The following is a 15,495-nucleotide window of genomic DNA, read 5'->3' on the forward strand; positions in this document are numbered from 1 at the left end:
AGAATGGAGGCTGACCTAGGATTGTCTACACAACGTTATCCTTTTGCATATGATCCGGCTGAACCTTTTGTATCCCGTCTGGGAGAATGGGTTGCCGATGTTTTCTACGATATTTTGCCAGAGTCCGGCTTCGAGGTACGGGATGAACAGATTTTTATGGCGTACCAGCTCGAACGGGCCTATGGAGATAAAAAGACCATTATGGCGGAGGCCGGTGTCGGAACAGGCAAGACGTTAGTCTATCTGCTCTATGCGGTCTGTTATGCACGTTATACGGGCAAACCGGCTGTGATTGCTTGTGCCGATGAGTCCTTGATTGAACAGCTTGTGAAGCCTGGCGGGGATATTGCGAAGCTGGCTGCACATTTGGATCTGGAAGTGGACGCACGTCTGGGCAAATCCCCGGACCAATACGTCTGCCTGAACAAATTGAGTGCGGTGCGATTCGCGGATGAGGATGCGCCTGTTATTGAAGAAGTGCATGAGAGTCTGCCGGATTTTGTGAATACGCCAGGTACACTTCAGGCTTTCCATCCGTATGGTGACCGCAAACAGTATCCGCATCTGAATGATCGTCAGTGGAACAAAATCAACTGGGACCCGTTCCAGGATTGTTTTGTTTGTCCCAAAAGACAACGTTGCGGCCTGACGCTGTCGCGTGACCATTACCGTCGTTCCAAAGACATCATCATCTGTTCCCATGATTATTACATGGAGCATGTGTGGACCTATGATGCGCGCAAACGCGAGGGACAATTGCCACTGTTGCCTGACCACAGCTCAGTTGTATTTGATGAAGGACATTTGCTGGAAGAAGCAGCCCTGAACGCATTAAGCTACAAACTGAAACACCGCATCTTCGAGGAACTCGTGACTCGCCTGCTTGAAGGTGAGATTCGTGAATCCCTCGCGGAGCGTGTGGATGAAGCGATTGAGAGCAGTGAACGACTGTTTGCATTGCTGGATACGTATACGGTGGCGATTCCGGGATCGGAACGGAAAGAAGTTCGGGTAGAGCCGCCACTGCTGCGTGAGATTGAACGTCTGACGAGTGTGCTGGATGCGATCGGTGAGGAACTGGTATTTGAGAGTGGATTGTTCTCGCTGGATGGTTATCAGATGCGTGTCGTGGAAGAACATTTGGACATGATTCAGTCTGCACTTGCCTTGTTCCGCAAGGAAGATGGTTACATCTGTTGGGCGGAAGAGAGCGAGGATGAGACAACCTTATCGATCATGCCGCGTACCGTGAAGGAAATGCTGAACGAGCGGGTGTTCAACACAGGTATTCCAATCGTGTTCTCCTCTGCAACGTTATCTGTGGATAGTTCATTCCGTTATGTAGCGGACAGCCTGGGCATTGATGATTTTGTATCGTTCTCGGTGGCTTCCCCGTATGATTATGCGGACAAAATGAAGATGAAAATTACCAATGAAGCTGTACCGGGTCACCCGGAGAACGAAAATCGCATGCGTGATGCGGTGTCGTTACTCCAGGAGAGTGGAGGACGTGCGCTGATTCTGTTCCGTACGATGGAAGAACTACGGGCGTTCAAGCAGGACATCGTTCATGTACCTGAAGCAGAAGGTTTGCGCTTTATGTATGAGGGCGACCGGGAGATCAGTGATCTGATCGCGGCGTTCCAGCAGGATGAGGAAAGTGTGCTATGTTCCGTTAATCTGTGGGAAGGACTGGACGTTCCAGGCCCGTCATTATCCAATGTCATGATCTGGTCGCTTCCGTATCCACCACAGGATCCTGTCTTCAATGCAAAACGCAGTGCGTCGGCAGCACCATACGAAGAGATCGATCTTCCGTATATGCTCTTGCGTGTGAAGCAAGGTCTCGGACGTCTGATTCGGACAAGCACGGATTCCGGTTCCGCGGTCATTCTTGATGAATCGCTGTATACCAAAAAGGAAGCCAAAGACCGCATTGCGGCCCTTCTTCCTGAAGGTGTGGAATGGACAACCCTGACACACTAATTAGCTTACGTTAGATGTTCTTGCTTTATTTTTAATAGCAAAGTTTCTTACCCTAATAAGTTCTTGTTCTCTGCGGACTCACCATCCGTATGGGAGCAAGAGCTTATTTGTGTATTTTGATGGTTATTCCAATGGACAACTCTTCACTTTTTGTTAAAAAATACCCATGCTCAGATACCGTTCCCCGGTATCCGGCGCAATGCAGAGCACCCGGTGCCCCGGCCCCAGTTCCTTCGCGATGCGAAGGGAGGCCCACACCGAAGCCCCAGAGGAAGGGCCGAGCAACAGCCCTTCCCGGGCAGCAAGCTGCCGCATCGTATCCAGTGCGTCCTCATCGGACACCTGGATGATGGCATCCCACACGTCGGTATTCAGGATGTCCGGAATGAACCCCGGACTTGTACCGACGAGTTTGTGTGGTCCGGGCTCGCCACCGGACAACACCGGAGAACCTTTGGGCTCCACCGCATAGATGCGGATATCAGGCAACTGCTTGCGCAGTTCTTCCCCGGTTCCGGTAATGGTTCCGCCGGTTCCCGCCGTGGCAATAAAAGCATCCAGCTTGCCATCCATCTGCTGCATAATCTCGGGAGCGGTCGTGATCCGGTGAATATCCGGGTTCGCTTGATTCTCGAATTGCTGTGGAATGAAACTTCCCGGAATGTCCGCCTGAAGTTCTTTTGCTTTGCGAATCGCACCAGGCATCCGCTCCGCGGCAGGGGTGAGCACCACATCTGCGCCGTAGGCTTTCAGAATATTGATGCGTTCCTTGGACATATTGTCCGGCATGATCAGAATCGCTTTATATCCTTTGGCGGCGGCATTCATCGCAAGACCAATCCCGGTATTGCCACTGGTTGGTTCGATAATGGTAGCACCAGGGAGCAAGTGTCCCGCACGTTCAGCCTGAACGATCAGGTTATAAGCGGCACGGTCTTTGACGCTGCCGCTGGGGTTGAAGTATTCCAGCTTCACATATACATCAGCGGAGTCGCTGCCTGTGAGTCGGTTCAGTTTAACGGCAGGTGTCTGGCCGATCAGTTCGGTTACATCTGCCGCAATGCCTGTATGTGCGGGTGTTCCTTTAATCGAATGGGTATTCAAATCCATGAAGTACAACTCCTTGATTAATAAGACGTTGAGTGTATATCCGGTTGAAATTAATCTATGCCTTATTGGAATGGTTGGATATCTCTACTCCATCTTAATGAACACAACTGGCGACGGTCAACCCGTTTATTTGTCAAACCTGTTGTGTCAGATCCATCTGTAAATGGTAACTCAGCTCTTTTTTGACCTCATTACGTGCAAATGTCCAGAGCATATAGAACTGTTGCATGTATCCCCTGCACAAATATACGGTTTCAATGCCATCCTTTCCCCGCGTTTCCTCCAGAACTTTTACTCCACGGATTCTCATCTGTTTGCGCAGTTCCAGCATCTCCTTAAGTACTTCATTCTGAATGTGGGTGAGCGACAGAATATAGACCTCGGGCATTTTCAGAAGCAGCGTATCCAGCGTTCGAATATCCCGTTCCAGTACATCCAGCAAAAGCGTACGCACAACCATACCTTTGATCAGATGATGATCTTCGTCCGCAGGGGTTGGGGCAGAAGTGGAAGAGGCGGGCATATGTTCACTTCCTTAGTCATAAATATATCCTTCTAAACAGGAACAAATGTTCCTTTTATATTATAGTCAGCATAATCCTGAGTCATGCAGGTTTCAATCTGAAAATATTTACATTCTCTCTTTAAGGCAGTTTAAATTATATGAAAATCCTTGTGGAATAAGGCTCATAGGCAATTTTACCTTGTCGGAATACAGAACATAAGGGAGAATGTACTCCCCTTGTTTAGAGTTTGTTTATAGTAGCTCGTTATACTATCTTTAAAATTTCAATCCACAACGAAAGGAGTACTAATATTTAAAAAATACATATTTCAACGGATGTACGTCTGATGGGTATATGACCAAACTCGTTGAGTAGCTGGTGAGTAGATTTGTAAGGTTGAGACGGAGATGAAGTCGCGAGGGACAAGGATTTTATATGATGAGTGGAAGGACGATAGTGATGAATAAAAGATTACTGAGGTTTAAAAAAGTGCTAACCATGCTGATTGTAGCTGCATTAATTTTTGGAGGAATTCCAGGGTTTCAGGCGTTCGGTGTAGAACGTGCTTATGCGGCAAGTGGAACATGGGTGGATGTGGGAGGAGCTGGATTTACATCAGGGCAGGCGGAGAATATTACGTTGGTCTTTGATCGGGAAGGTACACCGTACACCATGTTTAAGGATGGAACCAAAGGCGGGAAAGCAACGGTTCTAAAATTCGTTTCTGGAGCATGGCAAACCGTAGGTCTTGCAGGTTTCTCTACGGGCGTGATCCATAACACCTCATCGCTCGCATTTGATTCTCATAATACTCCATACGCAGCTTATCAGGATGGGGATAATGATAGTAAAGCAACAGTTATGAAGTTCAACGGAACTCAGTGGGAGATTGTGGGTAGTGCTGGTTTTTCTGCAGGAGCGGCAGTTTACGTTACACTTGCTTTTAGTCCGGACGATACCCCTTACGTGGCTTATCGTGATCATGCTGCAGATACTAAAGTGACGGTTAAAAAATTAAATGGAAATCAGTGGGAGACCGTTGGAACTGCCGGCTTTACGACAGGTACTGCACTAGAGATGTCCAAACTTATTTTTGATGCTAACGGAATTCCATATTTTGCTTTTAAAGATTCAACCAATAATAAATTGACTGTCATGCAGTTTGCAGGTGGTTCATGGAAAAATGTGGGGAATGCAGCATTTACAGCAGACTCGGCATCATATCCTGCACTTGCATTTGCTCCGAACAATGTACCTTATGTTGCGTTTCAAGACGGTTCCAACAGTTATAAAGCAACTGTAATGAAACTGAATGGTAGCCAGTGGGAAGTGGTAGGGAACGTGGGCTTCTCAACAGGATCGACTTATAAACTGTCTTTAGCATTTGATCCCCAAGGCGTACCTTACACGGCTTTCAGAAATAGTGTGAACTATAGCATGGACCCGCAGGGTGTTATGATGAAGCTGGATGGCAATCAATGGACTATGGTTGGGGGCAAGCCATTTTCCGCAGGTCAAATAAACGAAACTTCACTTGCCTTTGGTCCAAATGGAATGCCCTATGTAGCTTATATAGACAACTCAAAAAGTAATAAGCTGACGGTCATGACACTCTCTACAGAACATTCAGTGACTTACAATGCCAATGGCGCAATCACTGGAAATGTCCCCGTGGACAACAATAAGTATCAAAAAGACGAAACAGTAACTGTACTAGATAACACTGGAGTGCTTGAAAAGGAAGATCATCAGTTCATCGGATGGAATACAGCGGCAGATGGTAGCGGAACCAGCTATAGCGCAGCAGATACATTCTTCATGAGCGATAGTGATGTGACATTGTATGCACAGTGGCAACCACTGTATGTAAATATTAGTTTTGAATCGAATGGCGGAACCGAGATTGACAATCAAAAGGTGAACTATAACAGCCCAGCAGTAAATCCTGATGCTCCTGAAAAAGCAGGTTATACGTTCTCGGGTTGGTATCAGGATAGCCAACTGCTTCAAGTTTTTGACTTCAATACGAACTTGACGCAAAATATTACGCTTTATGCGAAATGGATGTCATCTACAGCAACACTCTCCACCCTTACGGTAAGTTCAGGGCAGCTGACACCGGACTTTTCTGTAGATGAGCTTGATTATCGCGTAGATGTTGAATCTGACGTGACAAGTTTAGACCTCTCTCTAGGCAAAGCAAATGAAGAACAAATCGTACACGTAACAGGCGCTACAGGTGAAACCGTGACGGATGGGATATACACATACACAGTTACGGATCTGGTATACGGCTCAAACCTTGTTAACATTAATGTGCAAGCGGAGGACGGCACCAGTAACGACTATAAACTTAACATCAATCGAATGGACATCACCAATGCCAAATTGAGTGAAATAGCTCTACCTTCGATCACATTATCTCCGACATTCAATCCGGATGTGGAAATTTATGAAGCAACGGTCAATAGCTCCGTTGGTTCGACTGAAGTTAGCATTAAACCGGATCAAACTGGATCCACAGTGAAAATTAATGGTGTTAGTGGTAATAGTACAGTCGTGCAGTTAATCAGTGGCATCAATACAATTATTATTGAAGTGACTGCATTGGATGGAGTAAGCAAGAAAACATATACACTCAATATCAAGCGCAACAGTGATAGCTCAGGTGGATCGGGTGGCAATGGAAGCTCCGGGGGTTCCAGTTCTGGTGGAAGTGGTGCGGCTACACCAGTGACTACTCCCGTCGTAACTCCCCCAACTACAGGTGCTCAGGTACTCGTGAACGGTAAAACCGAGAATGCTGGAATTTTGACTACTACTGAAGTGAACGGACGAAAAGTTGTAACCCTTACAGTGGACGCAGTTCTCATTGGGCAGAAACTTCAAACCGAGGGCAACAAGGCTATCGTTACGATTCCCGTGACAGGTAATGCTCAAGCAGATCGGGTTATTGGTGAACTGACGGGCCAGACAGTCAAACTCATGGCTGACAAACAAGCCGTATTGGTGCTGCAAACGGATATTGCCTCATATACGTTGCCAGCACAACAGGTTAATATTGAGCAGCTCGCGCAGCAACTTGGCGTGGACTCTAACCATTCCTTGGAGAACATCAAGCTGCAAATTGAAATTTCACAGCCGACAGCAGCAGTCATACAGACAGCACAATCAGCAGCTCAGCAACAAGGATATACTCTTCTGGGATCACCAGTTGATTACAATGTAACAGCCACCTTCGATGGCAAGTCTGTGAGTGTGGATAAGTTTAATAGTTATGTATCGCGTACGATTGCATTGCCAGCGAACGTTGATCCTAACCAGATCACCACAGGTGTTGTCGTGGATGCAGAAGGAACTGTACGACATGTACCCACAAAAATTACACAGATCAATGGGGTATACCATGCACAGATTAATAGCTTAACCAACAGTGTGTATGCCGTTATCTGGCACCCGCATATGTTCACTGATGTGGCGCAACACTGGGCGGAGACCGAAGTAAATGATATGGGTTCACGAATGGTTATCGAGGGCATCACGGGCACAACCTTTGAACCGAACCGTGGAGTTACACGTGCAGAGTTCGCGGCCATCATGGTACGTGGATTAGGATTAAAACCTGGAGAACAGGTTAACTCTTTCCAAGACGTGAATGGAAGTGAATGGTATGCGGATGCTGTGAATACGGCGACTAGCTATGGATTAATCGATGGATATGAAGATGGAACATTCCGACCACAGACACAGATTACTCGTCAGGAAGCGATGGCAGTCATTGCACGAGCGATGTCAGTGACTGGAATGGAAACAGCCACATCTGCCGCGAACGTTCAGCAATGGTCTGATTATGCAGATGCTGAGCAGGTTGCAGTTTGGGCGAAAGAAGCAGTAGCATCCAGCATCTCCACTGGACTGGTGTCTGGACGTGGAAAAGATACCATTGCTCCGAATCAATCAATTACCCGTGCAGAAACAGCTGTAATTATACGCAGATTGCTTCAACAGTCCGGTCTGATTTAGATGGGTCCAGCTTATATGTGACGAATAAAACAGGCAGCGCGAGGTTATGCGTGGCCTGTTTTTCTTTTTTTGTTTACAGAACATATGTTCCTGTATTATAATTGGAAATAGCAAGTAGGGAAGAAGTAAGCTAATACATTCAACCTCGTCTTCTTGAATTTACTGAAAGTAACAATCGGGACAAGCCTGCTCCAAAATAAGGTATAATTTATGGGTTTTGCAGGAAACCTAAGGTCATAAACCAGATAAGTCTTATGCAATGCAGTTTTATTTTAGCGAAAATGAGCAACAAAAAAGCCCCTGCCTTGGGCGGGCGGGGCCTATGGAATACTGCCGATTCAGCGGCAATTGATGATGTGTTCAGAAATTAAGCAAGATATTGAGGTTTTTCGTAGAACGCCTCTTTTTCAAGGATGACCTTATAAGGTCTTTCCTTGCCCTTCAGGGAGGGCCCAATGGTAGTTAGCGGTACGGCCGGCTTGTGGAAACGATCTTCTTCCTTGGGTTCCGGAACCGGTCGTGATGATTCGGGCGCAGAACTGAGGCGTACCTTTTTTTCGCTGCCCCAGCGCTTGCTTATTTTTTTCGTTTCCGGTTTCATTCCGGTTCGCCTCCTAACAAATCGTTGATGGCGCTGAACAGTTGACGATTCTGTAGGTCAATCTGCTGAAATACCGCCTCATCCGCTTCAATATGTCCAATAATGTGAACAGTGATTACATACCTCTTGGCTACAGGATAGCATAGCAGATACTCTTTCTCAAGGTAATCATCATACAGGTTGATCTTGATTTTATTCTCCCGGTAAGAATCAATCACCAGGATGCGCTTGGGATCATCCGGTTGTTTGTCGTCGTTAGCGGACAAGTCATACTTTCTCCCCGGTTCTCCAACATTACCACATAATTGCTCAATATAACCACTGTCATCTGTACGGTATATGGCTGTGCCACGTACAGCAAATGGAGGATGAGAGACAAAGGCAGTACGAAGGGCATCGCTCATTCGCTCCAGCATCTTGGCATCTGCTTTGCGGGTACGCAGCAATTCCCTAAAGAACCGCAGCAACTTAAGCAGTTGTAACCGTGCTTCTCCCTCAGTGCGTTTATGCTTCTCAATGATGTTCTCCAATTCTGGATCACTCCAGCGTCCTTGTTCCTCAATACTGTCTGCGATTTTGGAACATGCCACGGACACGGCTGGTGCCCACTTTCCGTCAGAACGGATTTCATATACGAGTGGATTTAACCCCAGCAGATCTGTGGGCATACGCAATCCTTCGACCTTGGTTGTGTCCTTGATGTCTGTAATATCCTCCGGAAGAATGAAAAAAATACGTTTTCGTCCCAGACGACCCATAAACAGACCCATTTCCAGCATTGTATTATCCCGGACCGACGCGTAGTACTTCCCGCGAATTTTAGATATATCATCCGGATGAAAAATAAAAATGGCAAAGTCAGTTGTACGGACCTCTACTTCCAGATCGTCCATGGTGTAGCTGCTTGGATTAAAAACCCCGGAATACCAAGGGGTAACTTCGGCTGAAAAACGTAAGTTTTCGTGTACTGCGGCTGCAATCGGCTTCGCTTCCAGCGAGCAGCCAATAAAGACTCTTGGCTTTAACGTTTTCATCAATCCGCCTCGCTTAAACGGTAGTGGGATTCAATTGTTATATTATACCATAAACAGCAGAGTAAGTCTGGAAACGTCTGAACTGGACAAACAATAAGCCGATTACGTTTGCTATAGTGTATGTATGAAAGGAAAAGGATTCCTTTAAAAAGCGCAAGAAAATAAAAAAAGGCCCCAATTTGTCACAGTTGGGTGACTGACAGTTATTTTTGGAAGCTTTGGTCATAGAATAAAGGAGCAGGTTGCACCATTAGCAAGCATTGCTTAGCCTGGTGTCGCCGTATGACTGCTGGAGCAGTCCAGAGGCTGCTTTATGCCTGTTTTTGAGGGGTCCGCTGTTTAGACCCGGTCACGTTGGTGTTATATAATAGAAGAACAAGCAAGTTAGCTTTGGTGTTTAAACTGAATGAACTTGCAACTGCTGTAAGTTGGATTTACAATTTACACAGGAACGAAGAGTGCAGAACCCATCTGTGGAAGTGAAACGTTCGTCTGAAAGCTTTTTGAAAGAAGCCTGCTTCGAAAGCAAAAGCGATCGAAAGAGGGTACTGCAATTGAGTAGTAAGTGTACAATTAATGTTCAAGCTTATGCATTGTAATTATTTTTCAGTTTAACTAAGCACAGCTAACCACAACAGAACAGAAAGGATCAGGATACCATGAGTTCCCGAAGGACAATCTCCCCAAGGACGATCTGGAAACGTTACGATCTCTCATACACATAGCGCCCCTTGTAGAGTACATCAACCGGTTCAAAAAAACGGCTGACTCTGCGAAAGAGGGGATTGGAATGAATATTCGAAGGACGTACACGATGATTTCTTCCAGGCTTGCCTTTTGCAGGGTACGGTCGGTCTAAAAAACCAACCTACAAACTGCGAGGGAACCTGAATGAAGAGAACATCGTTAACCTTACAACACGTTAAAACAGAGGCGATCAAATTCGCCATTATGCTGCTCGGTACATTTATTTTAGCTTTTGCCTATTATCACATTAACTTTCAGAATCATTTATCGGAGGGCGGATTTGTTGGTCTGGCCCTGCTCGGAAAATACGCAACAGGTTTATCACCTGCCATCGGTATGTTGCTGCTCGACATTCCGGTTATGATTCTGGCCTGGTTCCTCAAAGGCTGGAAATTCATGATTCAGGCATTGCTTGGCGTCGGTGCATTTTCCCTATTCTATGACGGCTTTGAACGATACTCCACACTGGTATTGTCGTTTAACGGAAATCTGTGGATTCCGGCAGTCCTATCCGGTATATTGACAGGGGTAGGCGCGGGGATCGTGCTTCGATTCGGCGGAGCGACAGGCGGAGACGATATTCTCGCTGTGCTGGTTAGTCGCTGGAAGGGATGGAAGCTGGGAACAGTTTTCTTTGTCAGTGATGCTTTTGTATTGGGATTGTCGCTTTTCTTTCTTCCGGTAAAAGAAACTTTATATACGATTCTGGCCGTATGGATCGCCAGTAAAGTTATCACGTACGTTGTTAGTGTTCCGGCTCGCGGAACCGTGGCTACAACTTCGGCTGTGAAATTGCCGATGCCATCGGCTGCAGCCAAGGCAGTTAACGTTGCTGCTGTTTCACAACGGACTACGGTGGCTAGAGGGGTATCCCATTAACCATACGTTTCAGAATAACCACCAACCTGTATCGGGTTAAGATGGTTAACGTTTATACAAAAATCCCTTTTGACTGCTCTTCAGCAGCAAAAGGGATTTTGTTGTTTTTTGATTCATTCAAGACTTGATCGAAGAAGAGATCTGTCCATCCTGATTATGGATAATCGCTCGAATATTCTGTTTGCTACTGAGTTCTTTGGCCTTATCTACAGCCTCTGCCTTCGTATCGAATGTGGACAGATAGGTAGATTTTCCTTCTTCCTTGATGGCCCAGCCAGAGTCGGTAGGCACTACATGGATGTTGTCATGACTTTTGGACGAAGAAACAGGCTCAGAATGACGACGATCCGTGGAAGACGACTTTTTGTGGTCGGAATGATCGGAAGAAGATGTGGAGTCCGATTTCGAACTTTCCGGCACGGGATGATTTTCATCCCATTCTTCCGCCTTAGCTGTCGCTATGGCAATCGAGCGGCCTTCCTCATACCCGTCATCAAGCAGTGCATTGGCAATCTCAATGGCTTTGTGTCTGACACGTGGTTCCAGGTTCTTCATGGATACCGGATAATCCTGTTTATTCCAAGGCATATGAACTCCTCCTGTACAATAATGGATTAGTTGTATATTACCCTCTGAGGGGAGGGATAAACGATAAACAGGAAGGTGAGTAGGAGTGATTAACGATGATCCAGAAGGATCTCGTTCCTATACTTTTGCAAGCGGCAGGAGTATAATGCTGTCCAGGAAAGAAATAAGTTCAATAACAGGAAGATAAAGGAGTACATACATATGTTTAGTCTTAGTCTGGCAATCCCTATGTTGTTCACTATGCTGATTCATACCGCAGACAGCTTGTCGTATGCGCTCCGCCTTGGTGGTTTACGCACCCGCAGAATCGCGCTCGCCATTTCATTGGCAGGTATTTTGCTGCTGGTCTCTCGAACCTCGAATATGGCCCAGGGTCCAATGGTAGGTAATCTGGTGGATACCGCAACACGTGGAGCCAATCCACACTTTGCAGCACAGCTGCACTGGTTAATGGGTGCGGCAACAATTGGAACCGCATTAGCCATACTATGTTTCCCAACCATGGTTAAGCTGTCTTCGAGAATGGTCGTACATTTTGAACAAGCTGGTTCTATCCCTGCGATGGTTCGAGGTATGCTGAAGCGAAGCAAGATTAGAAATGCTGCATATTACATTACCCCGCCATCCTGGAAGATGGCCAAACGATTGGTACAGCATGGGATGCCAAGACGGTTAATGATGCTGAATGTAGCGGTAACCGCAATCTACACCACGGGTGTCCTGTCCAGTTTGTACGCAGCGTACCTTTATCCAGGGCAGGCTGTAGCTGCATCCCAATCGACCGGGTTAATTAACGGAATAGCGACTATTTTGCTAACCATCCTGATTGATCCGCGAATTTCCCTGCTCAGTGACCGATCATTACGTGGCGAGATCCGTTTGGATCGCATGAATCAGATTTATGGCTGCATGCTCGTATCTCGTTTATTCGGTACACTGTTGGCCCAGTTGTTATTAATTCCATTTGCGTACTGGATCGGTTGGGTTGTAAGTATGATGTGATAGAGGCTGGCCTTATCAGGAATGTATCCATACATCCCGAGGGCCAGTTTTTTTGTGAATTTTGGCTCAAAGTGATTCATAAAAAAGACAAAAAAACTCATTTTATATTGAAAATTTACATAATAAGTTATCAAAGTGCAAAATATTTAAAACAACAGTGGTATACTTGTTTAATATGGGTTATTATGAAATAGGCATTGGTTTTCACTTTAATTCCCAACATATAAGAATATTACATGATACATAATGTAACTATTCGGATAACTTCCAGTTTTTACCACAAAAAGGCAACCAGACGTCGTTCTCTTTGCTTCTCCTTTACAAGTCACTTATTCCAGGAATCAACCCTCTCATCAGATTTCACTAACATCGCAGTGAATATCACTTTGCGCATAACACAAAATAATGAACTTCATTAAACCGAACAGTCTGTTTTTTTGGGTCTTCAGGACCTGTATCCTCAACATAACTAAGAACAGAACGGCTATTTACATGGCGTTTTAGACCGAATAGTCAGTCTCCTAGCTTGTGAGTCATCCTTTTCTGGATGTTAATTCAATATTGGAGGGATATCTGCTTATGATCGTCATGATTGATAACTTTGATTCTTTCACGTATAACCTTGTGCAATACTTCGCTGATCTGGGTGAGAGCGTAAACGTGTATCGTAATGATGCCATTACGGTAAAAGAATTGGAAGAGATATCGCCGAATTATATCGTGATTTCTCCAGGGCCATCCAATCCATCTAACGCCGGAGTTTCTCTTGAAGTGATTCGATATTTTGCTGGGAAGATTCCAATTCTTGGTGTATGTCTTGGTCATCAGGCTATTGCTCAGGCATTTGGAGGAAAAGTGGAATCAGCAAAGCATCTTATGCACGGCAAAACCTCGGATATCTCGCATGATAACAAAACGTTATTTCAAGGAATGCCTGCCGTTCTGAACGTGGCAAGATATCACTCGCTTATTGTTAATCCTGATCTCCCGGAAGAATTGGAAGTCACCGCATGGTCCACCGATGGGGAAGTGATGGGACTCCGTCATAAGAAATGGAGTATAGAAGGAGTTCAGTTCCATCCGGAATCCATTATTACACCATCCGGCAAACAGATTCTGGCTAACTTTCTGCAGAACTGTTCTTACCAAAAGACGGAATCCGACTCAAGTTACGTTACGCTCTAAACTAACTTCTCAAGGAGGTATTCTTGAATGAATCAATCAGATGCCAATCCGTATATCTTATTTGATTTTGTAGGCGAGAATCGTTGTAAACAGCGCAAAATCTTCAGGAATCCTCTTGAAGTCATTAAAGCTACATCCATTGAAGAGGTAAAACCAGCATTGCGACAGATTCAGGACGCTGTGGATAAGGGATATTATGCAGTAGGTTATGTGTCCTATGAGGCTGCGCCAGCTTTCGATCCCGCTTTTCGAGTTCATTCAGATGTGGCTTTACCGCTCATATGGTTTGGTATTTTTGAAGGGTATGATACAGGTTATGCATCTTCATCTGATGAATATCGGATCTCAGGATGGGAACCAACGGTTACAGAGAAGACCTATCATCAGAATATACATAAAATTCACGAGGCCATCGCGCGGGGTGACACCTATCAGGTCAATTATACGATGCGTCTTCGATCGAAATATGAGGGTGACCCTTATGCTTTTTATACAAAGCTATGTGATGCTCAACAGGCCGATTACTCGGCCATGCTGCAACTCGGTGATATCAGTATTTTAAGTGCTTCACCTGAATTGTTTTTTAAAAAGAATGGAAATCAGCTGGAGACTCGTCCGATGAAAGGAACAGTGAAACGGGGATTCTATCAGGAACAGGACGACGAATTGGCTGACTGGCTGTATCAATCCCCAAAAAATCGGGCTGAAAATGTGATGATTACGGATTTACTCCGGAATGATCTTAGTGTTATTGCCGAGACGGGAAGTGTGCATGTCCCGAGACTTTTTAATATTGAAAAATATTATACTCTGTTTCAAATGACCTCTACCGTCACAGCAAATACCAGGTCGCACATACAGTTAGAGGATATGTTCTCAGCACTCTTTCCCTGTGGTTCCATCACTGGGGCACCGAAAATCAGCACAATGGACTTAATCTATGAACTGGAAGATACGCCAAGGGAGATCTATTGCGGATCGATTGGCATGTTGAGTCCGGATGGTTCATCGGTTTTTAATGTAGCGATTCGGACCGTATGGATTGATCATCAGCGAAATCAGGCTGAATACGGTGTGGGCGGAGGCATCACCTGGGATTCGACAGCTTCAGATGAATATGCAGAGGCCAAAACAAAAGCGTTAATGCTAACGGAACAAAAGCCATATTTTGAATTATTGGAATCGCTTCGATTGGAGAATGGGCAGTATTCCCTCCTGGATAGACACCTTGACCGGATGATGGATTCTGCATCCTATTTTAACTTTGAGGTGATTAGAGAGGATATTCATAACCAACTGACTGCTTATGCGAGCAAACATTCAACCGGTCTTCATAAAGTTAGAGTGTTGTTATCTCCTTTAGGACAAATTTCAGTTGAGAGCACGCCCCTTATTGAAACAAAAACAACACAAACGGTAGCTCTCGCGAAATCGCCAATTCTCTCCAGTCAGCGCTTCTTGTATCACAAGACCACGTATCGGAACATGTATGATGTTCATCGTATGGCGTGTGGAGATGGCTATGATGTTCTGCTGTGGAATGAGCATAGGGAACTTACTGAATTCACAACAGGAAATGTTGTCATTGAGCAACAGGGTAAAAAATATACTCCACCCAGAGATAGCGGATTATTAGCAGGCACATTACGAAATCAACTCCTGTATGACGGAGCTCTTGAGGAAAAGGTATTAACATACAGAGACATAATCGAAGCCACAAATATATGGCTCATCAATAGTGTCCGTGGGTGGATCCCTGTTGAAGTTTCACAGGAAAGTCTGGACCATTCGTTACATGAACTCACCATTACCTCAGGGCAGTGAAAGGAGAAAC

Annotated in this window: 11 protein-coding genes; 6 read left to right on the top strand and 5 right to left on the bottom strand. The window is 45.5% G+C overall.

Annotated elements, in window-relative coordinates:
* Positions 1 to 3 precede the first annotated feature (3 nt).
* Positions 4 to 1,986 (top strand): ATP-dependent DNA helicase, encoded by a 1,983-nt coding sequence (locus ACE3K2_RS02305; protein WP_421886220.1) that lies wholly within the window; start codon positions 4 to 6, stop codon positions 1,984 to 1,986.
* A gap of 153 nt (positions 1,987 to 2,139) precedes the next feature.
* Here the strand turns inward: ACE3K2_RS02305 and cysK are convergent, their stop codons facing one another.
* Positions 2,140 to 3,096 carry a cysteine synthase A gene (gene cysK / locus ACE3K2_RS02310; protein WP_421886223.1) on the bottom strand — a complete coding sequence of 319 codons (957 nt, stop codon included), beginning with the start codon at positions 3,094 to 3,096 and terminating at the stop codon, positions 2,140 to 2,142.
* 133 nt (positions 3,097 to 3,229) lie between these two features.
* Complete coding sequence (locus ACE3K2_RS02315; RefSeq protein WP_421886227.1) at positions 3,230 to 3,619, bottom strand: hypothetical protein; 390 nt, start codon at positions 3,617 to 3,619, stop codon at positions 3,230 to 3,232.
* 442 nt (positions 3,620 to 4,061) lie between these two features.
* Between ACE3K2_RS02315 and ACE3K2_RS02320 the strand changes: the two genes are divergently transcribed.
* Positions 4,062 to 7,625: an S-layer homology domain-containing protein gene (locus ACE3K2_RS02320; protein WP_421886229.1), complete on the top strand. Its 3,564-nt coding sequence runs from the start codon at positions 4,062 to 4,064 to the stop codon at positions 7,623 to 7,625.
* Positions 7,626 to 7,992: 367 nt separating this feature from the next.
* Here the strand turns inward: ACE3K2_RS02320 and ACE3K2_RS02325 are convergent, their stop codons facing one another.
* Both ACE3K2_RS02325 and ACE3K2_RS02330 read right to left on the bottom strand, forming a co-directional pair.
* Positions 7,993 to 8,226 (bottom strand): hypothetical protein, encoded by a 234-nt coding sequence (locus ACE3K2_RS02325; protein ID WP_017687536.1) that lies wholly within the window; start codon positions 8,224 to 8,226, stop codon positions 7,993 to 7,995.
* Entirely contained in the window at positions 8,223 to 9,260 is a 1,038-nt protein-coding gene (locus ACE3K2_RS02330) for a nucleotide-binding protein (protein ID WP_421886232.1), read from the bottom strand. The genes ACE3K2_RS02325 and ACE3K2_RS02330 overlap by 4 nt, the downstream gene beginning before the upstream one ends.
* Before the next feature lie 891 nt (positions 9,261 to 10,151).
* Here ACE3K2_RS02330 and ACE3K2_RS02335 point away from each other — a divergent pair.
* On the top strand, positions 10,152 to 10,886 hold the full coding sequence (locus ACE3K2_RS02335) for a YitT family protein (RefSeq protein WP_421886235.1): 735 nt from the start codon (positions 10,152 to 10,154) through the stop codon (positions 10,884 to 10,886).
* A gap of 117 nt (positions 10,887 to 11,003) precedes the next feature.
* Here the strand turns inward: ACE3K2_RS02335 and ACE3K2_RS02340 are convergent, their stop codons facing one another.
* The gene (locus tag ACE3K2_RS02340; RefSeq protein WP_421886238.1) at positions 11,004 to 11,474 is read right to left on the bottom strand and encodes a DUF2188 domain-containing protein; all 471 of its coding nucleotides are present in this window, start codon (positions 11,472 to 11,474) and stop codon (positions 11,004 to 11,006) included.
* 201 nt (positions 11,475 to 11,675) lie between these two features.
* On the opposite strand from ACE3K2_RS02340, the gene ACE3K2_RS02345 reads away from it, so the two are divergent.
* From ACE3K2_RS02345 to pabB, 3 genes are all read left to right on the top strand, one after another.
* Positions 11,676 to 12,476 carry a lipid II flippase Amj family protein gene (locus tag ACE3K2_RS02345; protein ID WP_421886240.1) on the top strand — a complete coding sequence of 267 codons (801 nt, stop codon included), beginning with the start codon at positions 11,676 to 11,678 and terminating at the stop codon, positions 12,474 to 12,476.
* Between the two features lie 579 nt (positions 12,477 to 13,055).
* The gene (locus tag ACE3K2_RS02350; protein ID WP_421886242.1) at positions 13,056 to 13,661 is read left to right on the top strand and encodes an anthranilate synthase component II; all 606 of its coding nucleotides are present in this window, start codon (positions 13,056 to 13,058) and stop codon (positions 13,659 to 13,661) included.
* A 27-nt stretch (positions 13,662 to 13,688) separates the two neighbouring features.
* Positions 13,689 to 15,485 carry an aminodeoxychorismate synthase component I gene (pabB, locus tag ACE3K2_RS02355; RefSeq protein ID WP_421886244.1) on the top strand — a complete coding sequence of 599 codons (1,797 nt, stop codon included), beginning with the start codon at positions 13,689 to 13,691 and terminating at the stop codon, positions 15,483 to 15,485.
* Positions 15,486 to 15,495 lie beyond the last annotated feature (10 nt).

Origin of the sequence: Paenibacillus sp. (genome assembly GCF_048976745.1) — a bacterium.
GTDB lineage: Bacteria > Bacillota > Bacilli > Paenibacillales > Paenibacillaceae > Paenibacillus.